Here is a 23,450-nt window from a genome sequence, read left to right as displayed (position 1 = left end):
TGGGTTTATAAAAGATATTTCTGGAATTCTTTTTTTATTTGTTAAAAATGTAACATTCTATAAAAGAAAAAATAACTATTTATCTACCTATCTTTCTTATTAAATATAGAACTGAATTTTTTAACAAGTTCATCAATAGAGTTAAACTCCTCCTTAAAAGACAGACCTATGCCCTGAGTATAAGGAGCTGTATCGTAAATCAGATTGTTATTTGACCGATTGTAAACTTTAAACAGAATTTTTCCGCTGGGAACCAGTTTTACGCTCATCTCAAAGTCGCCAACAATCTGGCTACTATTGTTATTATTGGTGCTGTATTGATTGGTATTATTACCGATATTTCCGTTTAAGGTAACCCGATCATTAAAAATTTGAGTACTTAAAGCCAGCTCAATTTCATCGTCGGTTACCTGATTTCCCGGGCGATAATTAATTCCAACATCCCAGTTTTCATCTATTTGCGATAGCCAATTACTAAGCTGGTTTGAGAATACTTCGCTTGCTGTAGTCCCGATCATATTCGGGTTCTGGGCTTCAAAAGTACCACGCAGATAATCAGGTGTATAAAATTTTCCGAGAACGATCAAAGACAGGATCTGTTTGTTCACTTCCTCCTCAGTTTTAAAAAACTGTTGCAACTCATCACGCAACGGTTCTTCAATATTCGGGAAATTTATGTCGAATTCGATGGTAGGATTAACCAGTTCGTCCTTAAGGCTAATAATACATTCTACAGGCACACGATTGGTTTGTGAAAAATTCTGGTAACTTGTTGGTAAGTCATACAATGAGGCTTTTAGTTTGTAAATTGCCTGTAAGTCAACAACAGCATTGTATGGGTCGCCCGACCAAAGTATTGAACCACCTTGTTCAATCGAAAAGCGTTTGTTCATTACATTTTGCAATGTGAATAAATAATCGCCTTCGGTTGGATTATAATTTCCCGAGAGACTCATGTTCCCTTCATCGTCCATTTCGAAAAGCAGGATTCCTTCACCTTTTGCCCGAATTACATCGCCTATTTGCGAATTGTAAATAAGCTGAACCTCTGCATCGGGAGTGGCTTCAACGGTAATGCTTAAGTTAAATCCTCCATCCTCTCTGCTTGATCCGTTTGTAAAAAAAGTCGATTCTTCCTTTTCAACATCAGGCTCTACAAATTTCAGAAAGTCATATTGTTTGAGTTCAGTTTGGCTTTCCATCGATATTTTAATATCGGTTCCAGGCAAAGTTGTTCCAAAGCAATTTAAATTAACGCGTTGTGCCTGTCCTTCAATTTCAACGCCTCCGTTGGCCATTACCACGCCATAAAATTGTTCGTTATCTTTGGGTTTGGTATTAAGTGCTTTTATCTTATTCGACCGAAAATTCAGGTTATAAGTCATGTCCTGAAAATTTCTTTGAAAAATTTCGCCATCAAAAATCCCGGAATTGTTTTGGTCATCAAAAACAATAATATTATCAAAAATAATACGGTGATCCTTAAAATATACCGAGTCGGTAAAATGATAAGGAACCTGAGTGGCATCAATAGTAAAACCGGCGGTTGAGCCCAAAAGTGCACCGTTTAAAAGGATGCTTTTAACGTTCCCTCCAAGATTTACTTTCCCGGATGCCACTCCCCGAAAATTAGAAAAATTTTGACGCATAAAAGCCGACATGATTAATAACGAGGCACTGTCAACTTCTATATCAAAATCCAATGCTCCGGAGGATGGAGTATAGGCTCCGGTGGCATAAAAGTTTGTTTTATTATTCCGAATCACTTTAAGTTTTGTATCGATGGCAGAGCTTGCCTGATTCCACTGGGTTGATAAGGAAATAGTACCCATGTATTCATTCTTATACGAAAGGCGATCGATTTTTAAATCGGACAAAATAACGGGTTCGTTAAGTAAACGGGAAAAACCAATGTACCCATTTACTTTTCCTTTCACATCTATTTTCTTTTCGAAATATTTATCAAGGTAAGTTAAGTCGATATTTTCCATGACGAGATGGATAACATCTGCTTTTTTATCTGTCATGCTTCCATTGATGGCGAAGACTTGATTCTGGTGTTGAATTTTAAATCCTTCGACTTTGATGGCAGTGGAATCGATGCTTGCATAAAACGGATTGACCGACCACAAAGTATCGGCAACATAAATTTGCGATGGTTGGCCATAAATATCGATATGACGATGTCCGGAAGAATCGGAAACGGAGAATTTTGATTGTGTTCTGATGGCACCGCTGTAAGTCAGTTCATCATAATTACTCCACGATATTGCATTGTCAATTACATTGTCGGCTATTTTGGTGTCAACCGTAAAATTGTAAAGTTTAAGTCCACTTTTCTGATAAAGTTCGCCAATTCTGAATTTTGAATTATAAATTCCATTCAACGAATTGTTACCGATATACACATCGCGCGCCCAGTTGTCTTTGTATTTTATTCCCGGAATACTTCCGTTCAAACTCAGTCTTTTTCGGGCAGCGTTAATTTTTCCATACAACAAAAACGGACCTTCAAAAGCTAAATCCGGCAAAAATATTTTTACAAGTGGATTAACTTCCTTAGCATTAATATTGTAATTAAAATTGTTTTGGTTGCTTGTTAAAGGGGAAGTAGTAATTTGTGCTGCCGGAACATAATGATTTACCAATTGAAAGAAATAGTTTTTTAAATTTTTAAAGTTGTAGGTACCCAGAATTTCGGCATCAAGAAAATCAGACTCAATACGAAGTTTATTTTTATCATTTTGTTGATTCGCAAGAAACTCAATTCCCTCGAGGTTTACTTCTCCATATCGGTTGCTGTAAGCCCCTTCTTTAACCGAAATCATTCCGTTAACATTGTCAATTCTGTCGCCGGTAAAATTGGCATCCATTTTAAAAGTCATATTGGTTGCCGGGAAATTCTGCGTTAAATTAAGCTTGCCGGGGTAAGCGTGCCTCAGGTTTAAATTAAAATCAAATCGGGGAATTTCATTATTTAAATCGAGTTCTCCAATAAAAGTAAAATCGAGGTTAGGATCCTGAATTTCAAGCAAGCCATCGAACATTTTTTCGCGTAAAATACCATCGAATGATAGTTTTTTATAATTGTAGTTGTTGTATTCTATACTATCAATAGTTCCTTTAAATATGCCGGAAACAACTTCTGTGGTTTTGTTGAATTGCCCGTCGGCAGAACCTTGTAAAGTAATTGCTCCCAGCTGGTCTTGTTTAAAAAGTTCTCCTAACTGAAAGTTGGTTGTTTCAATATTACCGCGGTAATAAATTTGCCCTTCTTTTTCGGGCATAACTAAAATATCGGTAGTTAATGTGCCCATTTCGCTTTCCAGCGTACCAAAAGTTACAAAATCAGTTAAAAAGCCACTAAAATTACCTCTAAAATGCAGCTGTCCTGCCTCATAAAAACTTTCCGGAAATCGGATATAATTGTTTTTTGCATTGCTTGGTAGTCGAATACTGCTAATATCTTCAAAAGTTGTTTCTGATTTTTTTAGATCAAGAAACAGATACATATCGGCAGGATTTAGCAGGTCATTCACATAAAAGTCGAGCAAAGCATTGGTTTTATTACCGGTTTCCAGGTACAGATTTTTTCCTTTCAGGTCGTTCAAACTACCATAAATAATTCCTGAAAGTTTAATTTTTTCCCTCATACCTTTTAGCGAGGGTATCATTGCGCCAATTTCCTGCATGCCAATTTCCGAATCTGCAATTTGGATATTCATGTCGAAAGTGCGGTTCATCGAGTCTTTGGCAGTGTAAAACTGAAAACGCATATCAGTATTAGTGATTGATGAACCATTACTTACCATATTAAAGTTGTTAATAGTAAGAACTTTGCCAACATTTGTAATGTCTGCCGCGGCCTGTTTCAGTTGCAAATTTTGTCCGGAATTTACACTTAAATCTTCTATTCTGAATGAAAGGGAGTCTCTGTATGAATAAAAATTTGAGACATTAAGATTTAAGTTACGAGCATCAACAATGGGATAGCTTTCATTTCTGCTGTTTTCAAATCTTATCTGCATATCGCTAAACTTAAATTCCTGGCAGGCAAATGTCCAGGCATTCAGGGTATCCTTTTCCGGATTGGCTCCATATTCTTCGATCAGAAATCCAAAATTGAACACGTCTGTTGAGTCTTTTGATATATATATACGGTTATTATAAAAGTCCAGTTCTTTTAAAACAATTTGCCTGCTTTTAAATTTAAGTGTATCAATTCGTGTCCTAATCAGCTTGCTGTAAATCAAGGTATCACCAAGCCTATCTTTAATCAGTACATCTTCAAGTTCTAAACGTTTGAAAAAACCAATATCAACTTTGCCAATTGTTATATCAGTTTGCAGGTCTTTCGAAAGATTTTTGGCTATTTTTTGGGTTATTTTTGTTTGTACCCAGCTGTTTTGGATAAGCACAATACCAGCACCCAGCAACATTATAAATGCTGTCAGCAAAACAATAATTATTTTCCAGCCTTTTTTAATAGTTTTGCAATTTTAGAGCGAACATAATCCATTTCAATCAATAACAAAGAAAAGGATATGTCGTTTTGTTAACTATTTATTTTTAATAAGTGCAAAGATATAAACCCAACGGCGTTTATCTTGTTTTAGTAACGTAAAAAAGGGAAGATTTATATGGCTAACAAAGGAATTATTATAATGGGTATCGAATCGTCGTGCGACGATACTTCAGCTGCCATCATTCGCGATGGTGAAATTCTGTCGAATGTTGTCGCATCGCAGAAAGTTCATGAAGATTATGGAGGAGTTGTTCCCGAGCTGGCCTCGCGTGCACATCAGCAAAATATTATCCCGGTGGTGGACCTGGCAATTAAACGGGCCAACATCCGTCGCCATGAAATATCGGCTGTTGCTTTTACTCGTGGTCCCGGACTTCTTGGATCGTTATTGGTAGGCACCTCTTTTGCAAAAGGTTTTTCGCTGGCAGCAAAAATTCCATTAATTGAAGTAAACCACTTGCAGGGACACGTGTTGGCGCTTTTTATTAAAGAAAATGGTGTGGAATTAAAAGCGCCCAATTTCCCGTTTTTGTGCTTGCTCGTTTCCGGTGGAAATTCGCAGATTATTCTTGTGCGCGATTATTTAGACATGGAAGTGATTGGGCAGACGATTGACGATGCAGCTGGAGAAGCTTTCGATAAATGTGCAAAAGTAATGGGCTTACCTTACCCTGGCGGTCCCCATGTAGATCGATTAGCAAAAGAAGGTGATCCAAACCGTTTTGAGTTTTCGCGACCCCGAATTGCTGGTTTAGATTACAGTTTTAGTGGCCTTAAAACAAATTTCCTGTATTTTTTGCGCGACAACCTTAAAGAGAATGAAAACTTTGTGGAAGAAAATATGGCTGACCTTTGTGCATCATTACAGCATACCATTATTGAAATACTTTTGAGTAAATTAAAACGAGCTGCTAAAGAAACCGGAATTAATGAAATTACCGTTGCCGGTGGTGTTTCGGCCAATTCGGGCCTACGAAATGCACTGCAGGAAAATGCAAAAAAACACAGATGGAATCTCATTATTCCCAAGTTTGAATATACAATGGATAATGCGGCGATGATTGCGATTACCGGATACTACAAATATTTGAACAAAGAATTTACCGGGCAGGATGCTGTTCCGTTTGCGCGAACTCAATTGTAAATTCTTCAAGAAAACTCAACATTTTGATATTTGAAAAAGAACTTGTTCATGGTAAGCTGATAAAACGTTATAAACGGTTTTTGGCTGATATTGAATTGGATACAGGTGAAGTTGTTATTACACATTGTACCAACTCCGGATCGATGAAAAGTTGCCTTGAAAATGGGGCAGAAGTTTTCCTTACACCAGTCGACGATCCTAAACGAAAAACAAAGTTTACCTGGGAAATGATAAAGATAAACGGCGATTGGGTAGGCATTAACACCGGAAATCCAAACAAATTGGCTTACGAAGCCATCTCGAGTGGTGAGCTACCCGAATTTAACGGATATACAAACGTAAAGCGCGAAGTAAAATTTGGCGACTCGCGATTTGATGTTTACGCTGAAAATGAAAACGAAAAATGCTTTATAGAAGTTAAAAATGTTAGTATGAAAGAAGGCGAATATGCTTTGTTTCCCGATGCCGTTACCACGCGAGGGCAGAAACATTTAAAAACATTAATGGACGTTAAAAAGCGGGGAATGCGCGCCGTAATGCTTTACATCATCCAACGAAGCGATGTTTCTGTTTTTGCACCTGCAAAGGCTATTGATCCGGATTACGCTGCTTTGCTAAAACAAGCCTCGGAAGCCGGAGTGGAAATCATTCCAATGCAGGCGAAGGTAACACCAACCGGAATTGTTTTAAGTAGGAAACTACCCGTTGAGCTATAAAAAAGCCGGAATAAATTTGATTATCCCGGCTTTCTGATCATATTAAAATGTACTATTCTTCTTTTTCTTCAATCGGCACCAAATCGCCATGGTAAGAAATATGTTGACGATTTGTGCTGTTTACACTCAGAGAAGTTGATCCATTTGAACTTACATTAAAGAAATACTCCACTTTGTCGTTTTTATTTTTTGCAGAGAATTTAATTGTAAATCCTCCTTTTTTAGCATCTTCAACACTGTAATCTTTAATAGGGGCCTCAAAAATCATTGGTGAATCGGTAGATCCATACTCAACAGAATAAGCACGACCGAAATACGGCAGATAAGAGTCCACTTCTTTGTCTTTAAGCACAACACTGTAAGGCGTTGTCAGCGTTCGGCTTCTTCCGCTTGACGGAAGCATTTGTGTGGCATTAAATTGCCAGGCATTGGCTTCAACAATATCTTTTGTTTGCTCGGTAAGCATTGCTTTCCGCTGTGCTTTTTTCTCCTTTCTACTTAATTTTTTCTCCTGTGCATTTACTGCAACAATTGAAAAGATAAGCATACTTAATAATAATATATTTTTCATGACATAAATTTTTGTTTTTAATTTACAAAAATTATTCCAAGAGTCAAGTTGTTTACATAAATAGAAAAGGGATACAATTAATATCCCTTTTCGTGCAGTTTAACTAAATAAAATCATTTAAAATGATTTCTGAAAAAATGTTGTTTAAAGTTTTCAAATGTGTTTTTCAGTTTAAATTAATTTGCAAATCTGTAAATATCTTTCATTAATGCCTGTATTTTAATAAACTGTTGGCATCAAATACAAAAGTTCTTTTCTTTGCAAAAATTTTCTTCAAGCTTTTATACAAAGCTACGGCTTTTTAAAAAATATTAAAAAGAATAATATAAAATATTAAAAAAATAATTATCAATAAACCCATGCAAAGGATTACTGTTAGCAAAGAATTAGCTGAAAAAGTACCGGGAATTGTTTTGTCTTGCATTGAATGTGATGTGCAAATTCAGGTACAAAACAATGAACTTTGGGAAGAGATTGAATCAAAAATAAAAGAACTAAATAGTAGTTTGTGCGTGGAAGAGATAAGCAAAATGCCTGCAATTGCTGCCTCGCGAAGAGCTTATAAAAAGTGTGGAAAAGATCCTGCTCGCTACCGATTGTCGGCAGAAGCACTACTCCGAAGAGTTTTAAAACGCAGCGAGATCTACCAGGTAAATAATGTTGTTGATCAGTTAAACCAGGTTTCTATTTCAACCGGATTTTCAATAGGAGGTTACGATGCAGATACGATTGACGGAGAAATTACTTTTGGCATAGGAGAAAAAGGTGAACCATATAAAGGAATTGGGCGAGGGGAACTGAATATTGAATTTATGCCGGTATTCAGAGATGCCAAAGGAGCTTTTGGAACACCTACCAGCGATTCAGTAAGAACTTGTGTTACGAAACACACAAAACGATTCTTAATGATTATCATTGCCTACGAATTAAATGAAACGATTGAATATGCGACTAATCAGGCGCAGCATTATCTGAAAAAGTATGCCGATGCCAGTAACTTTGAACTAAAAACAATACAAGCAATATAATGAAAGGAATTTGTAAATTTTTGCTAAAAATAATGGGCTGGACTGTAGTTGGAGGTCAGGCTCCCGTGAAAAAATGTATCATTATTGGAGCACCACATACCAGCGCCTGGGATTTTGTAATTTCCTGGATGTTTTATACTTCGAAAGGAGCCGTTGCCAATATTCTTATAAAAAAGGAATTTTTCTTTTGGCCACTTGGCTATTTTGTACGAAAAATGGGTGGACTTCCCATCGATCGCTCAAAAGGAGCCAACGTTATTCGCCAAACTATTCAGTTGGTTAATGAACGAGATTACATTCATTTGGCATTAACTCCGGAAGGAACACGCAGTTTAAATAAACGATGGAAGGGCGGCTTTCATATCATTTCAAAAGAAACCGGAATTCCGGTATATCTTGGATATTTTGATTGGGGAAGAAAAGAAGTTTCGATTGGAGAGCCATTTGAACTTTCTGATAATGCGAGGGATGATATTAAACGAATGAAAGATTTTTACCGCGAAAAAGGCATTAAAGGGAAATTCCCGGAGAAGTTCACTACCGATTATTAATCGAAGGCAGAAATGCTGAGTTTAAGCTGAACACTCTCGAATTTATTTTCGTTAAACCCTGCAAACACACCAATATTGCCCGCAAAAAACAGGTTGTTAAGGCTGTAGCCAATTTCCCAATAATTATTATAATTGGGTGTGGTAAGGTAATTTAAATGAATACTTTCGCTCCATGTGCGTTTATTAAAAACCGAAAGGTACCGTAGCAGTAGGTATTCCGACCGGTACTCGGTCATTACATTCAGGTAACTGTTGTTAGCGCTTAAAGCATAGTCGTTTATGAGCTGAAAACGATGCGTAAAAGGGCGCATCATCACCGGGATTTCAGCAGTACGAAAATGCTTGTATTGCGAAAAATGCATTTGATCGGCTGAAAAATAGTGACCGGCAATTATTCTCCAATCAATACCACTACCAGGCGACAAATTGGCCTGCTGGCGCACCGAAAAATCAATCCGGTTAAAATCTGCGTTGGAGTCAAATAGATCGGGAACACTTTGTTTAAAAGACAGGTTGAATTCATAAAAATCATCGATAAATAAAAATGGTGATTCTTCGAGCCAGGGTTTTCGTTGCTTTTTGCGGAAATTCAAACCAAGACCGTAGCTAAAGCTTTTTTGTTCAGCAAGAGCGGGGTTGTCAGCTGTTAAGTCTCCGGGTAAGTTTGGTTCAAAATATTTATAATCAGACAGCGGGAATGAGCTATTATTTTCAAGCGGGTAAAAATGATCGAAATTGGCGTTGGCATAGAACCTGAAATTCGTTTTAAAACGCTGCGAGAAACTCAGGTGCAAGAATTCATTCTCGTATAATCGCATGTAGTTTTCGCCAAAAAACCATGAACTTAACGCATTTACAGCCGGAGTAATCGCCTGAAACCCGCTTTTGAAATCGTTACTTTGTTTTCCTGCAAAAAGAGTGATTTGATTTCCTACGGCCAGAAAATGAACAAATTGAATGTTGATGCTGCCAAACAACGCTTTACGGTTAAAGGCGTAACCAAGTTGTGGTGTAAGGTAAATTCGTTTTGTAGAGTCGACTAAAAATCCCAGTCGAAATTCCTGTTTGTATTTATAGCCGTCAACAGCGTTAAAATCGAAATTAACGGGCGATAGCAGTCCATCGTAACTTACCCGGATGGTAGAATCTTTTGAAATATCATAAGCTCCGGCCAATAACCTACTTACAAATCGCTTAGTGTTTTCGTTGCTGGAAACAGTATCACTTGAGACACCTTTTTCCTGCAGTTTTAAAGAGTCGGCCATTCGGTAACTTTCAATTTCGGCTTGCGTTAGCGGGATACTTCTCATCGAGTCCCATGCCATATTTGATCTTAACGAATCTTCGTTTTCTGAAATATGATAGCTTCCGTATTCAGATGCAACAATTGTAGAGTCTTTGTATTGTTCCTTTAAGATTTTGCGGTTCAGTCGTGCAATTTTTTTTACATCAGAATTGTTCAGTTCTTCATTGGCATTCAAACTGTTTAGCTCACTTATTAATTGCTGTTCTTTTTCGCCGGGTTCTCTTTTTTCCTGAACAGCATTTGTTTGCGCTGCATTTGTGGTGCTTTCGTACTGTATGGTGGTGTAGTTATTTACAATGGAATCATACTTAACTGATGCTCCGTAATAAAAGTTGCCCCGCAAACCCAACATGCCAAAATCTCCGGTAATATTATGCGAAACAGGCAGCCAGTTACCATCGCCTAAATTTTCAAACTGTTGTTTTATGTGGTAATTAAAAAATTCAAAACTTGATTTAAAATCGAGGTTGTAGATGCACCAAAGCCGGTCTACAATATAAATAAACCCTTCTACCAGTTCATCGCTTTTTCGCTTGGGCGTAACACGAATTTTAAACACATCAAAATCACCAATAGTAATAAAACCTTCGTAAACAAATTTGTAATGTTTGAGTGCTAAAACAGACAAGGGAGAAACCACTTCGTTGGGGCGTTCGTCGTAAAAACTGGCTGTCATTAATCCCATAACCGGCGGTTCATCAAAACCGGTAAGTGAGCTCTTTTTGCTTATAACCTGCTGGTTGTACTGATTGGGATAATCGAAAATAATGCGGTTTTGCGATTCGATTACATAGGTTACATTCTCTTTAAAATAATCTTTGAATTTTCGGCCATCTTCAACTTCCTGCTTTTTTATAAGGTTGGGAATGTTGCTAAAAGAAAAATTGCTTTTCATGTACAGGTCGGCACCATAATGTTTAATTTTCTTCCGGTAATATGGTGCTTTGGCAATGGCTTTACGCATAATAAAATAGGCCGGGTCTTCATCTCCGGGAAATACTTTTATTTCAGCCAGTTCAAAATTCTGATCCTGCAAGGAAATTGCAAGAAACAGACTGTCGGTTTGCAGGTTTACGATTTTTTCCTGCTTTTCATATCCCATTGAGCGCACCGTGAGGTGAAACGTGCCGGTTGGCAGATTAAAGCTAAAATTGCCGTTACTATTCGATGTTGTGCCCTGCCGCGTTTCCGAAATATAAATAGTGGCATAGGGCACCGGTTGTTTTTGCTCGTCCAGAATTTTTCCTGAAAGAACCTGACTGTTGACAAAAAAATGTGCAAAAAGCAAAATAAAAGTAAAACAAACCGACAGTTTCCGGGCAGTTGATTGTTTGATCTTTTGGGTATACATGGCTTAATTCTGTTTTCACTTGCAAGAAAAACAAAAAAATACTCTCGTTGAAATATTTATTGTTAAAAAAGATTATTGCTATAATCCCAAATCGTCGCTGACAGTGCGCATTGCATTAACAGCAAGATCCGCAAATTCCCGCAAGGGAATACCTATTTTTTCGCATTCCATTATGTTTTCGCGTTTAACAGAAGCTGCAAAAGCCTTTTGTTTCATTCGTTTTGTTACCGATTTTGTTTTTACACTCGCCAGTTTTTTATCAGGATAAACCAACGCAGTAGCGGTAATCAAACCAGTAATTGTTTCGCCGGCTGCCAGTGCGTGTTGAAACTCTGTAGTGCGATCCTTACCAGTTGCCACTTCGTTGTGCATCACAATGGCATCAAGCATTTCGTCCGATATTTTCCTTCTCAAAAGCTTTTCTGCGTAAGGGCCGTGCGTATTCGCATCGGCATTTGTAATTTCCACATCAATATCGTGTAATAAGCCGGCGATGCCCCATTCTTCTTCGTTTTTCCCCAGGTGTCTCGCCATTGCTCGTAGTACGGCCTCAGAAGCCAGACTGTGTTTAAGCATATTTTCTGCCTGCACATTCGATTTGAGTAGTTCCAGTGCTTCGTCTCGTGTGATCATATTCAAATTATTAATGTTCGTCGCATTAAAAATAGTGATAAATTTGTGCCCGTATTTTTATTTGAGCAACTAAACTTATTATCATGATTGAAATCGAGCGAAAATTTCTTGTTGATACAAGTAAATGGAGCCCAAAAGATTCAGGAACCTCTATTGTTCAGGGCTATCTTTCAACCGACAAAGAGCGGGTGGTGCGGGTGCGCATTAGAGGAGGTAAGGCCTGGTTAACAATTAAAGGCAAATCGCAGGGCATTTCGCGTATTGAAATGGAATATGAAATACCGGTCAGTGAAGCGGAGATTTTAATGGAATTGTGTCATAATTTTCCCATCAGAAAAAAACGTTATGTCGAGGAAATCAGCGGTATGACTTGGGAAATTGATGTGTTTGAAGATAAAAACGCCGGACTTGTTTTAGCAGAAGTTGAACTTGCGGATGAAAACGAAATAATTGAACTGCCAAATTGGGTAACAGAAGAGGTTAGTACCAATCATTTGTATTTTAATGCATGGTTGTCAGAACATCCTTTTACTACATGGTAACGCATCAAGTTTTTGAGACTAAGCAAATTAAAAGATAAGTGTTAATTGTTTAAGAATTTAAAATGTAGGATAAGATAACAATGGTATTATTTTTGCGTTTTATCCGAAAGTTAAAAACAGAGTATATGTTCTCAGGAAAAGGGAAGATTTTTTTATTCATTCTATTTTTTACCGGCTTCTCAAAACTTTTATTTGCGCAAAATTCACCTGTTGAAGATGAATTACTACGCCATAATATTCAGGTTTTAAGAAGCTATTTTATTGAAAACAACAATTGGCATGTTGTTAAAAAAGAAGTGGGAACCGATGTAGATGCCTTATTGCACTTTATTGAAGATGAGCCCATTAATGAGATTATTAAAAACCTGAACGATACGCAGCGTGTTAATGGTAATTATGTGACGCGTTTGCCGGAAAATGTTGATGACAGTCTCAGTGTTCCCGGTTATGTGCCCTACGCCGACCAGCAAATGGAGGTTCAGATAATTGAATCGGAATACAGGGCGAGTGTAAAACCTGAAGATATAACAGTACCTCCTGCTATTATTCGCGAAGCAGAAAACGAAGTTCGGCAAATACCGGAAGGTGAGGGGATGCGGCTTTTTGCCGATTCGGTTTATACTTTTCCTGATGAACTTTTTATTCCGGAAGTGATTCCCGACTCAATTTTGAATTCTCCTGATTTGTTTAATGAACTTGTACGACGCGATAGTCTTCGGAAAGAATTTGTTGAAGAGAAAAGGGTGTTTTATAACGACTCTGTTAAAGCAGAATATATAAGTAGAATTGTTAGCGTTTACCGCGCAGAGAAATATAATGAAAACCTGCAATACCGTATAAAACGCTACAAAGACGAGGTAAAACTTAATAATTATTACGTACTAAAAGCTTATAACGATGAAGTAGTAACCCAAGTAAACGATTCGATAAAAGCTGTTTTAAATGTATTAATGAGTTATGCCGATTTTATTGACACAACACATTTGACGCTAATGAATTTATATGGCGAGAAAGAAGATATTTTGTTGCAAAACGGAGCCGAACGATATTCTCGTATATGGTTAAAAAATGTACAGAATGACTCACTGGCAGTAACGGTTAAAAATACCGACAAACATACAGTGCAGATGTTGATCGACGATGGAGTTACTTTTTCGCGATTCAAAGAAAAACAAACCAAAGATTTTGATTTTGAGAGTTTAAAACCTAACAATAATAAGTTTAAAGGTGTAGGAAAAAGCTACGAGCTTGAAACGCCATGGATTATTGGTGGCGAAGGAAATATTGGTCTAACGCAAACTTACCTGGATAATTGGAAAAAAGGGGGAAAGAGCTCTCTGGCTACGTTAATGGTGTTAAAAGGGTTTGCAAATTATTCGCGGAAAGACGGTAAGGTAAAATGGGAAAACTCGGCAGAATTCAGAAACGGCTGGATTCGGCCTGGCGGCGATGAGTCGGAGTTGCAAAAAAATGATGACAAAATTGAAATCACTACGCGCTACGGATTAAGTGCATTTAAAAAATGGTACTACAGTGCCGAGTTGAACTTTAATACGCAGCTGTTTCGAGGATATAACTATCCGAAAGATGAAAATGCGGAAGCGCTTTCAGCATTTCTGTCACCATCAACAACCTATTTAAAAATTGGTTTAGACTACAAGCCCAACAAAAACTTGTCGTTGTTTTTGTCGCCGTTAACGATTAAAAATGTTTATGTTCGCGACACTGCACTGGTTGATCAGACAAACTTTGGTGTTCATGAGGGGAGAAAAGCTTTTTGGGAGCCGGGTTTAAATGCCGATCTTAGTTACAAAACCAAAATTTCCGATGACATTTCGTATGAAACTAAATACAAAATGTTTATCAACTACAAAGATCCATTCACGAAGTTCGACCTTAACTGGGAAAACAACTTTAAAATGCATTTGAATTCATATATCGATCTGCGATTGATGTTCCATTTTATATATGATGACGATGTAAAATTCCCGGTTTATAATGCCGCTGGCGACAAAACCGGAGATAAACCTAAGTTGCAGGTAAAAGAATTCTTTACCATTGGATTTTCGTATAAAATAAACCGGAAAGTAATGCGTACCCACCGAATACGTTAGTTCTGTTGTTTTTCAGATTGGTTGCTTAATAACCCTATTCTTTAAAAAGAAAAAAGTACTTTTGATAAAAAGATGAGTTCATGAAAGATTTAAAACGCTACTATACCTTAAACGCTGCCCCTAAAGATGTATACAACGCATTAACAAATGAAAAAATGCTGGAGATTTGGACCGGTGAGCCGGCAGTTATGCCACTGGAACCAAACACCGAATTTTCGTTGTGGGGGGAAGTATTTCCGGTATAAATGTTGAATTCGAACAAGATAAAAAGATTGTTCAAAAGTGGTTTTTTGGCGAGGAAGTTGATTCCTTGGTTACGATTAAAATGCATCCTCATACAAAAGGAACAAGCCTTGAAATTAAGCAAACAAATATTCCTGATGAAGCCTTTGATAATATTTCAGAAGGCTGGGATGAAGATTACTTTGGAGCGCTTAACGAATTGTTTATTTAAACTGGCAGAAGCTTCCCGTTGCTGTAGAACGGATAGGTGTTTACTTTAGCTCTTCTTGTAAAATATCTCTAATTTCCAGGAAATTACGTTCCAGCTTAAGCATGTTTTCAATAAAAAAATTATAAATTTCAGGCCATTGGTTTTGACGATGAAAATCGACACCTTTTAACTTCGTATAAATCCGGCAAACTTCGGCGGCACTGTCTTCTCGTTCATAATAAAACTCCCATTCCAGTCCGTTCTCGAATCCGTCTTCAATCACAGGTTTGTATTTTTCAAGAAATTCATAGGCTTTCAATCGTTTGTTTTCATTTTTGTTGCCCAGTTCAAGAATTACCAATGCATCTTCGCGGCTAACATCAAAACGCAGTGCTACACCTTTAATTTTAGTTTTGTGCAGCACCCATTTCCTTTTCCTGTATTTCAATTCCGGATGCACGTTGCATCGCTTGTCAAACAGCTGCCAGAAATCAGTTTTTAAACGTCTCAATTCCTCTTTTGAATACATGCGTCAAAGGTAAACTAAATTTAATTTTTACTTTTATCATTTGTAAAATGCGCCGTGTATGATTCATAAATTTCTCTTTCTCTTACACCTGACATTGATTTCTTGTATTTCAATGGCACAGTACGTTGAAGTAGAGGCTAATTACACTGCAATTGGTGATTGTATTTTTAGCGCCAGCAATAATGCAAAAGTGCCTATGTATTTGCATATTAATTTTGCCGATCTGGAAAATACTACATTCGACGAACCTTTACCGTATATAAAGAAACTCTCGCCGGGTTTTAACAGCCTTTTTACCCTTCAGCGCGATCTTGATGCTGATATTCCGCGATTTAATTACGAGATAAAAACTTTCCGGTCGAACCCAACGGCCGATGTAGATCTGGATTTTCCGTATTTAATTCCATTCAAAGAGCGTACAAGTTTACAGGTTTTTGATGTGAAAAGTATTGATGGATTTTGGGGAAATGAAAATCCGGAATCGTGGTTTGCAACAGGTTTTTATGCCAAACAAGGAGAAGATGTATTTGCCAGCAGAAATGGAATTGTCGCAGAAATTGCAGGAAACGTGAGAACTGGAGATTCGCGTTATTGGTACCATACATGGACAAACAGTATTACAATAATACAGCACGACGGAACTTTAATGTGTTACTATGGTGTTAAATGTAATCGTGGAGAACTTGCCGTTGGACAAAAAGTATTTGCCGGGCAAAAAATAGGGGAGTTGGTAAGTAAAAAAGGAGAGTTGATTGTGTTAATCTTCCACGATTCCCTATTCACCAAAAAGATGTCGTTTATTATTCCTCAATTTGTTATTAACGACAATGGTGATGCAGAAATACTGAATTCTGCAAAAACATACCAGGTATCTCACCCCATCTTAATCAAAGACCTGGAAATGACAAGGCGTGAAAAAAGAAAACACCTCAGAATTAAGTAACAGAAATTGAATCTTGCTTTTTTACTGCTCAATAAAAGGATTGAAAAACAGTAAAACCGTAGCTTAACGATGGTTTTATGATTTGAATAATTGTTAAAGAACATTAAAACTGTTTGTAAAAAATAGAGTCTACAACTAAATACAATGACAAAAGTCACAGAGATTTGTTACTCATTAATTACTTTTGTTAAAAGTATGATAAAGGCAAAGGGTGGAAAAACAATTAGTTAAAAGGAATTTGAACCCAAATTGAATAAAATTAACAAGTATACACCAATACTTATTGTTGTATATATTTGTTAATTGATGTTTTTTTTTCTAATTTGCCGATGAGTATTAAAAGTGAGTGAGTTAATTACTAATATTTATAAATTTTATTCTATGAAAAAAATTGCGCTAATGCTATTGGGCATTGCCTTGTTTGGCTTGCTTGTGGTTGAAGCACAGGTGAAAAGTATCAGCGGGACTGTAACCAGTACCGATGATGATATGGGAATACCTGGTGTTTCAGTAAGTGTTAAAGGTACCACAATTGGTACAGTTACGAATCTTGATGGACAGTATCAGTTGGATGTTCCTACTGATGCCGAAGCGTTGATTTTCTCGTTTGTGGGAATGAAATCACAAGAAGTTGAGATTAGTGGCTCAACAATTAATGTGGTGATGAATGCTGACCTGGTGGGGTTGGATGAAGTTGTGGTAGTTGGTTATGGTACTGCAACCCGACAGTCGTTTGTTGGTAGTGCCAAAACCGTTTCAAGTGAAAACATTAAGAGTAAGTCAATCTCCAATGTTTCACAATCGTTATCTGGTGAGGTTGCAGGTGTAAGTGTTATTAACACTTCTGGTCAGCCTGGTTCAACTGCTACTATTCGTATCAGGGGTTTTGGTTCGGTTAACGGAAACCGCGATCCTTTATACGTTGTTGATGGTGTTCCTTATTCGGGATCGTTGAATTCACTTAATCCTAACGATATCGAATCAACAACCATTCTGAAAGATGCAACCGCAACAGCTATTTATGGTTCGCGTGGTGCAAACGGTGTAATCTTAATTACTACCAAATCAGGTATGGACGGAGAAAGCGTTATTGAGGCTGATATTAAATACGGTGTAAACGTAAGCGGTATTGCTCGTCACGACGTAATCCAGTCGCCAGAAGAATACATTGGTCTTTCATGGGAATCAATGTACAACAGGGGAGTAGCAACTGGTCAGGCTGATCCTGCCGCATTTGCTAACGACAAACTTTTCTCTGGTAGTGGTATCAACTCAAAATACAACATGTGGAATATTTTTGATAGCGACGGAGATATTGATGTATCCCAGCTTATTGATCCGGCTACCGGACAAGTTCGCTCTGGAGTTCCAAGAAGATATGATCCGGAAGACTGGGAAGACTATGGTTTCCAAAGTTCAAACCGTACTGAAGCTAACATTACTTTCAGAGGTGGTAGCGAAAAAACAAAATACTTTACTTCAGTTGGTTATTTGAAAGATGTGGGGTACATTATTAATTCCGATTTTCAAAGATTTAATGCGTCTATTAACCTGGAAACAGAAATTAAACCATGGCTGACAACAACAGCTCGCATGACTTATGCACTGACTGAAACAAATAATAATGGTCAGTCGGAAGACTCAGGTAGTATTTTCTGGTTCACCGACAATATTCCTTCAATTTACCCGCTATTCTCGCGTGATGAAGCAGGAGACTTTATTGAAGATCCTATTTTTGGTGGTAATCAATACGACTACGGTAACGATCGTGGATTTGGTGCTTTGACCAACTCTATTGCCGACGCCCATTACGATCTGTCTCGTACTGATCGTCACCAGACAACAGGTAATTTCTCTGCTAACATTAAAATTATGGAGGGATTAACTTTTGAAAATACTTTTGGTGCTCAATATTATATGAGTAAATATAACAACCTTAATAATCCGTTTTACGGCTCTGCCGCAGGTCAAGGAGGTTCTATTTATAAATTTGATGAGCAGATGTTTACCTATAACGTATTGAACCTTTTACGTTACCGCACCGAGTTTGGCGAGCACTCAATTGAAGCGCTTGCCGCACACGAAGCAAACTTCTGGGAAAGAAAAAGAAATACAGCAAGTAAGTCAAAAGCAGTTCACCCTGATATTGATGACTTAAATAACTTTATTATTGTTTCTTCTCCTCCAACATCTTATACGGATGAAGTAAACCTTGAAAGTTATTTCGGTCAGGTGAACTACAACTACATGAACCGTTATTACTTGTCAGCATCAGTACGTCGTGATGGAACATCTCGTTTTATAGGCGATAACAAATGGGACAACTTCGGTTCTGTTGGTGCATCATGGGTAGTAACAGAGGAGTCGTTTATGGCAAATGCGCCAATTCTCGACTATTTGAAAGTAAAAGCCAGTTACGGTGTAATTGGTGAGCAACAAGGTGTTGGATTCTATCCTGCAATTATTTCTTATAATGTAAATAATCTGGATGATGAGATTTCAATTTCAGAACGTGAAGTTGGTAATCCTGAGTTAACCTGGGAAACTTCAAAAATGTTCCAGACCGGTATTGAATTTGCTTTGGGTGAATATGTAGATGGATCGATTGATTACTACATGAAAAATACAGATAACCTGGTATTCGACAGAAGAGTAGGACCTTCAGTAGGTTATGCATTAATTACTGTTAACGATGGTCGTTTACGCAACAGCGGTGTTGAATTCGATTTTACAGGTCATATCATTCGCCAGTCTGATTATACATTAGATATTACATTAAACGGTGAGATGTTGAACAACGAAATCATTGACATGCCTATTGACCCTGCTACCGATTTACCAAAAGTTTTGGATATTGCAGGTCGTTTTGGTCGTGCAGAAGGACATTCACTGTTTGATTTTTATACCAGAGAATGGGCTGGTGTTGATCCTGCTGACGGTGTAGGAATGTGGATTCAGAATTACTACGATGAAAATGGTAACGGTGCATTGGATGCAGGCGAAGGAATTACATCATTGTATGAATACCAACACGAAAACCCTGATAATGAGATTAGTAGTACTACTACAAAATCTTATTCAGCGGCAACTAATAAATATGTAGGAAAATCTTCTATTCCTACAGTACGTGGTGCTTTCCGTCTTAGTGCAACAGTTAAGAAATTCTCTTTAAGCGCACAATTCCTGTATAGCCTTGGTGGTTACTCTTACGACTTTGTTTATGCCCGTTTGATGGATAATGAGCAAGTGGGTAGCAACAACTGGTCGACTGATATTTACGACAGATGGCAAAAACCTGGTGACGTTACTAATGTACCACGTTTATCAAGTGGTTACGACACAAACGTTTCAAGTTCGTCAACCCGCTTTATTACAAAAGCTGACTATTTGAGCTTAAACAACATGCGTTTAGGATACGATTTCTCAAGCCTGGTTTCACAATGGGGAATTACCGGATTAACGTTATTTGTTTCAGGCGATAACCTGTTCTTATTAACTGCTCGCGATGGTTTCAACCCATCAACTTCAGAAACAGGTACTTCTGACTGGTATACCTATAATCCGTTAACAACGTATACTATGGGAATAAACGTTAAATTCTAAGAAGTGATTTTGAAATTAGTAAAAATGAAAAGTATTATGAAAAGAATATATATATTATCACTCATAGCAGTGTTGTTCGTAGGAATAACCGGCTGTGGAGACGATTTTCTGGAGGTTCAGCCAACCCAGTTCTTATCAGCAGAACAGGTAGCTGAAGCAGCCGAAAATAACCCGGATGTTGTTGCCGGTAGTGTTGCCGGTATTTATACGCTCATGTTTGAAACCGGTACAGGGGGACAAATCTTGATCATGATGATTTTGGTCAAAAAGGTTACGATATATTTAGTGATTTCCTAAGTAGCGACATGGCGCTGTCAATTAGTACATACGGTTGGTACCGCAGAACATGTGAATTGACAGAGACTTTAGATTACACCAACAATACGAACTATAAACCGTGGCGTTATTATTACCGTCTTATTCGTTCGGCTAACACTGTTATTTCCACTCTTGGTGGTAACGATGTAACACCTGAGAACGATGAGAACAAACACCTGATGGGACAGGCCAAAGCATTACGTGCTTACTGTTATTTCTATTTAACTCAATTCTATGCATTGGAATACGAGCCATCAAAAGAAATTCTTCCTATATATACCGAACCATCGCAACCCAACCAGCCTAAAAGTACAACAGCTGACGTTTTTGCATTGATGGAAAAAGACCTGACTGATGCCATTTCTTTATTGGACAACTTTACCAGGACAGGGAAACACCAGGTGAATAAATACGTAGCTAAAGGATTACTGGCCTATGTGTATGCAACTATGGAAGGCGATAAACTAACACAGGTGCAAAGTTTAACCGAAGATATCATCACTAACGGTGGTTTCACTCTTATGGATTCAACTGAAGTTGTTTACATGGGCGATGCCAGTGTTGGTGGTTTCAGAGATGTAAGTACCCCCGGATGGATATGGGGTGTTGACATTACATTGGATAATGGTCTGGATCTTGTTTCATGGTGGGGACAAGTCGATCTATTTACCTACAGTTATCAGTGGGCTGGTGATAAAAAAGCAATCGACGCAGGATTGTATGATGCAATTCCTGCTGACGATGTAAGAAAAGGCCAATTCTATTCGGATGCAGGTTCTTCAAACTACCTTATTCCAATAAACAAGTTTTATCCTGCTGACAGAACTATTGGTGCACAACGTAATGTTGAAACTGACTATGTTTATATGCGTCTGGCTGAGATGTACCTGTTACATGCTGAAGCTAGTGCGAAATTGGATCAGGATGGTGCCGCACAAGAAAGTTTAAAAGCTTTGGTTAGTCATCGTATGGCTGATGCCAGTTATATCGACGGACTTTCCGGTCAGGCATTAAAGGATGAAATATACCTGCAAACCCGTATCGAATTATGGGGTGAAGGTAAGAGTTACCTGGCGATGAAACGTAACAAAGCAACTATTGTACGAGGATCAAATCACTTGTCGTTGGTAGGAGAACCAATTCCTTACAATGATCCAAGGTTGACATTTGAAATTCCAATTCAGGAAATTCAGAACAACCCAAATCTTGATTCTGGTAATAAGTAATAAGATATTTCTGCATTGCAGATTATATTAATCAGAAAAATTAAAGAATATGAAAAACATAAAATATTTATTCCTGTTTGTTGCTTCTGTTTTCTTATTAAATAGTTGTGAAACAGGTATGCCGGAAACAACAGACCTGAACTATGTAACTTTTGAGGCCACGTCAATGGACTTAGGAGTGTCAATAGATGGTTCCACCGATTATGAGCTTGCCGTGTATACCACGCAAACTACCGGAACCGACAGAACTTTTGATATTACTGTTGATCTGGAATCAACTAACGCTGATGCTCAGGCATACAGTGTACCTGCAACCGTAACTGTTCCAGCTAATTCAAATACCGGTACTTTTGTGCTGGGATTGAATGATGTAAATATCGGCGACGGTGTTGACATTGTATTAAACCTGGAAGTTGACCCGGGCGTTTATAAAGGCGATGCAATGGTGCTTTCCATTACTCAACTTTGTGAGCAAAACGACCTTAGTGTTAAGCTTTCATTTGGCGACTGGGCAAGCGAATGTTCATGGACAATCACTGATGCCTCCGAAACTGTAGTTTTAGCAGGTTCAGGATATTCTGACGGAGATGCTGAAGCTTCAGCTAAAGCTTGTCTTCCTGATGGTGCTTACACATTTACAGTAGTTGATGCTTATGGCGACGGAATTGGTGGAGAAATCATTATCATTAACAATGGTGCCGAAGTAGTTAATATTCCTGGTGATTACGGTGCAGGAACTTCAGCTGATTTTACTCTTCCATAAATGAGGAAAGTTAATTAATAACGTTTTATAGAAAAGCCGCTTCATTCAGTTGAAGCGGCTTTTTTTTGTTCTTAATCGTACAAAAAAAGACCGTCTCTTAACAGAAACGGCCTTTCTTTTATTCTTCTTGTTTTTATTAATCGTAGCGATGTTCATCTGCGCTTGGCTTTTCATCGTCACAAGCACAATGCTTATCTAAACCTTTTTCATACTGTTCCAAAGCTCTTAAGCTCATTCCCATGTTTGAGAATCCACCATCGTGGAAAAGGTTTTGCATGGTTACTTTTTTCGTCAGATCTGAGAAAAGAGTGATACAATAATCAGCACACTCGTCACCAGTTGCATTACCAAGTGGCGACATTCTTTCCGAGAAGTCTAACAGTCGGTCAAATCCTTTTACTCCGTTTCCGGCAGTTGTTATGGTTGGCGATTGCGAAATGGTATTTACTCGTACATTACGTTCACGGCCATAAATATAACCGAAACTGCGGGCAATCGATTCCAGCAATGCTTTTGCATCGGCCATATCGTTGTAACCAAAGAATGAACGCTGTGCTGCAACATACGATAAGGCAATTACCGATCCCCATTCGTTAATGGCATCCAGTTTACGGGCCACCTGAAGTACTTTGTGAAAAGACACTGCAGACACATCGAGGGTTTTGTCCAAGTAGTTATAATCCAAGTCACTATAATGACGGCCTTTTCGAACGTTTGGCGACATACCAATAGAGTGTAAGATGAAGTCGATTTTGCCACCTAAAGCTTCCATTGATTTTTTGATCAGGTTTTCCAGATCCTCAACATTGGTTGCATCGGCACCAATAACTTCAGCATTAATTTGCTCTCCCAGTTGATTTGTTTCGCCCATACGAATGGCAACCGGGGTATTTGATAATGTTACTGTGGCGCCTTCTTCGTGTGCTCTTACTGCCACTTTCCAGGCAATTGAATCAGGATTTAACGCCCCGAAAATAATTCCCTTTTTTCCTTTTAATAGATTATTCATAATTTGTTTTTATGAAACGTGTATGATCTTATTTCAGCATACACGATAATGATTATATTCTTGCAAGATCCATCAGTTCTTTTTAACGGATGAAAATACGCGTACAAAGTTAATTCAGTTTAAATAAATTATTCACGAATGATCA

The 23,450-nt window shown here is 37.9% G+C and carries 19 protein-coding genes; 13 read left to right on the top strand and 6 right to left on the bottom strand.

The features are described 5' to 3' along the window. Positions 1 to 83 precede the first annotated feature (83 nt). Entirely contained in the window at positions 84 to 4,457 is a 4,374-nt protein-coding gene (locus tag G0Q07_RS11425; protein ID WP_163346212.1) for a translocation/assembly module TamB domain-containing protein, read from the bottom strand. A 183-nt stretch (positions 4,458 to 4,640) separates the two neighbouring features. On the opposite strand from G0Q07_RS11425, the gene tsaD reads away from it, so the two are divergent. Next, a complete protein-coding gene (gene tsaD, locus G0Q07_RS11420) occupies positions 4,641 to 5,669 on the top strand; it encodes a tRNA (adenosine(37)-N6)-threonylcarbamoyltransferase complex transferase subunit TsaD (protein WP_163346211.1) in 1,029 nt (342 codons plus the stop codon). 23 nt (positions 5,670 to 5,692) lie between these two features. Further along, on the top strand, positions 5,693 to 6,385 hold the full coding sequence (gene sfsA, locus G0Q07_RS11415; RefSeq protein WP_163346210.1) for a DNA/RNA nuclease SfsA: 693 nt from the start codon (positions 5,693 to 5,695) through the stop codon (positions 6,383 to 6,385). 52 nt (positions 6,386 to 6,437) lie between these two features. On the opposite strand, the gene G0Q07_RS11410 is transcribed toward sfsA, so the two are convergent. Then, on the bottom strand, positions 6,438 to 6,956 hold the full coding sequence (locus G0Q07_RS11410) for a DUF4251 domain-containing protein (RefSeq protein ID WP_163346209.1): 519 nt from the start codon (positions 6,954 to 6,956) through the stop codon (positions 6,438 to 6,440). Positions 6,957 to 7,315: 359 nt separating this feature from the next. Between G0Q07_RS11410 and G0Q07_RS11405 the strand changes: the two genes are divergently transcribed. Further along, entirely contained in the window at positions 7,316 to 7,984 is a 669-nt protein-coding gene (locus tag G0Q07_RS11405; protein ID WP_163346208.1) for a B3/B4 domain-containing protein, read from the top strand. A 32-nt stretch (positions 7,985 to 8,016) separates the two neighbouring features. After that, entirely contained in the window at positions 8,017 to 8,535 is a 519-nt protein-coding gene (locus G0Q07_RS11400) for a 1-acyl-sn-glycerol-3-phosphate acyltransferase (RefSeq protein ID WP_163346207.1), read from the top strand. On the opposite strand, the gene G0Q07_RS11395 is transcribed toward G0Q07_RS11400, so the two are convergent. Continuing rightward, positions 8,532 to 11,192, bottom strand: a complete 2,661-nt coding sequence (locus G0Q07_RS11395) for a DUF5686 and carboxypeptidase regulatory-like domain-containing protein (RefSeq protein ID WP_163346206.1) — start codon at positions 11,190 to 11,192, stop codon at positions 8,532 to 8,534. The two genes, G0Q07_RS11400 and G0Q07_RS11395, sit on opposite strands and share 4 nt — an antisense overlap. A gap of 78 nt (positions 11,193 to 11,270) precedes the next feature. Next, positions 11,271 to 11,825 carry an HDIG domain-containing metalloprotein gene (locus G0Q07_RS11390; RefSeq protein WP_163346205.1) on the bottom strand — a complete coding sequence of 185 codons (555 nt, stop codon included), beginning with the start codon at positions 11,823 to 11,825 and terminating at the stop codon, positions 11,271 to 11,273. Between the two features lie 83 nt (positions 11,826 to 11,908). Here G0Q07_RS11390 and G0Q07_RS11385 point away from each other — a divergent pair, with 83 nt between their 5' ends. The 4 genes from G0Q07_RS11385 (at position 11,909) to G0Q07_RS20320 (ending at position 14,935) form a co-directional block, all read left to right on the top strand. Further along, positions 11,909 to 12,367: a CYTH domain-containing protein gene (locus G0Q07_RS11385; RefSeq protein ID WP_163346204.1), complete on the top strand. Its 459-nt coding sequence runs from the start codon at positions 11,909 to 11,911 to the stop codon at positions 12,365 to 12,367. A 125-nt stretch (positions 12,368 to 12,492) separates the two neighbouring features. After that, positions 12,493 to 14,481, top strand: a complete 1,989-nt coding sequence (locus tag G0Q07_RS11380; protein WP_163346203.1) for a DUF3078 domain-containing protein — start codon at positions 12,493 to 12,495, stop codon at positions 14,479 to 14,481. Between the two features lie 80 nt (positions 14,482 to 14,561). Then, complete coding sequence (locus G0Q07_RS20325) at positions 14,562 to 14,726, top strand: SRPBCC family protein (protein WP_203532523.1); 165 nt, start codon at positions 14,562 to 14,564, stop codon at positions 14,724 to 14,726. Continuing rightward, a complete protein-coding gene (locus tag G0Q07_RS20320) occupies positions 14,702 to 14,935 on the top strand; it encodes an SRPBCC domain-containing protein (RefSeq protein ID WP_203532522.1) in 234 nt (77 codons plus the stop codon). The genes G0Q07_RS20325 and G0Q07_RS20320 overlap by 25 nt, the downstream gene beginning before the upstream one ends. A gap of 40 nt (positions 14,936 to 14,975) precedes the next feature. On the opposite strand, the gene G0Q07_RS11370 is transcribed toward G0Q07_RS20320, so the two are convergent. Beyond that, a complete protein-coding gene (locus G0Q07_RS11370) occupies positions 14,976 to 15,425 on the bottom strand; it encodes a DUF4268 domain-containing protein (protein ID WP_163346202.1) in 450 nt (149 codons plus the stop codon). A 76-nt stretch (positions 15,426 to 15,501) separates the two neighbouring features. On the opposite strand from G0Q07_RS11370, the gene G0Q07_RS11365 reads away from it, so the two are divergent. The 5 genes from G0Q07_RS11365 (at position 15,502) to G0Q07_RS11350 (ending at position 22,296) form a co-directional block, all read left to right on the top strand. Then, positions 15,502 to 16,386 carry a M23 family metallopeptidase gene (locus G0Q07_RS11365; protein ID WP_163346201.1) on the top strand — a complete coding sequence of 295 codons (885 nt, stop codon included), beginning with the start codon at positions 15,502 to 15,504 and terminating at the stop codon, positions 16,384 to 16,386. 381 nt (positions 16,387 to 16,767) lie between these two features. Continuing rightward, positions 16,768 to 19,989, top strand: coding sequence for a SusC/RagA family TonB-linked outer membrane protein (locus G0Q07_RS11360; RefSeq protein WP_163346200.1), 3,222 nt, complete (start codon positions 16,768 to 16,770; stop codon positions 19,987 to 19,989). 36 nt (positions 19,990 to 20,025) lie between these two features. Continuing rightward, positions 20,026 to 20,286, top strand: coding sequence for a hypothetical protein (locus tag G0Q07_RS20315; protein WP_203532521.1), 261 nt, complete (start codon positions 20,026 to 20,028; stop codon positions 20,284 to 20,286). Between the two features lie 56 nt (positions 20,287 to 20,342). Then, complete coding sequence (locus G0Q07_RS11355; protein WP_203532520.1) at positions 20,343 to 21,533, top strand: RagB/SusD family nutrient uptake outer membrane protein; 1,191 nt, start codon at positions 20,343 to 20,345, stop codon at positions 21,531 to 21,533. A gap of 49 nt (positions 21,534 to 21,582) precedes the next feature. Beyond that, positions 21,583 to 22,296: a hypothetical protein gene (locus G0Q07_RS11350; protein ID WP_163346199.1), complete on the top strand. Its 714-nt coding sequence runs from the start codon at positions 21,583 to 21,585 to the stop codon at positions 22,294 to 22,296. Between the two features lie 136 nt (positions 22,297 to 22,432). Here the strand turns inward: G0Q07_RS11350 and G0Q07_RS11345 are convergent, their stop codons facing one another. Continuing rightward, positions 22,433 to 23,305, bottom strand: coding sequence for an enoyl-ACP reductase FabI (locus G0Q07_RS11345; RefSeq protein ID WP_246222887.1), 873 nt, complete (start codon positions 23,303 to 23,305; stop codon positions 22,433 to 22,435). Positions 23,306 to 23,450: the final 145 nt, after the last annotated feature.

The sequence above is a fragment of the Draconibacterium halophilum genome, from assembly GCF_010448835.1.
Taxonomy (GTDB): domain Bacteria; phylum Bacteroidota; class Bacteroidia; order Bacteroidales; family Prolixibacteraceae; genus Draconibacterium; species Draconibacterium halophilum.
The sequence above is the reverse complement of the archived record's forward strand: the minus strand, read 5'-3'. Positions and strand labels throughout refer to the sequence as shown.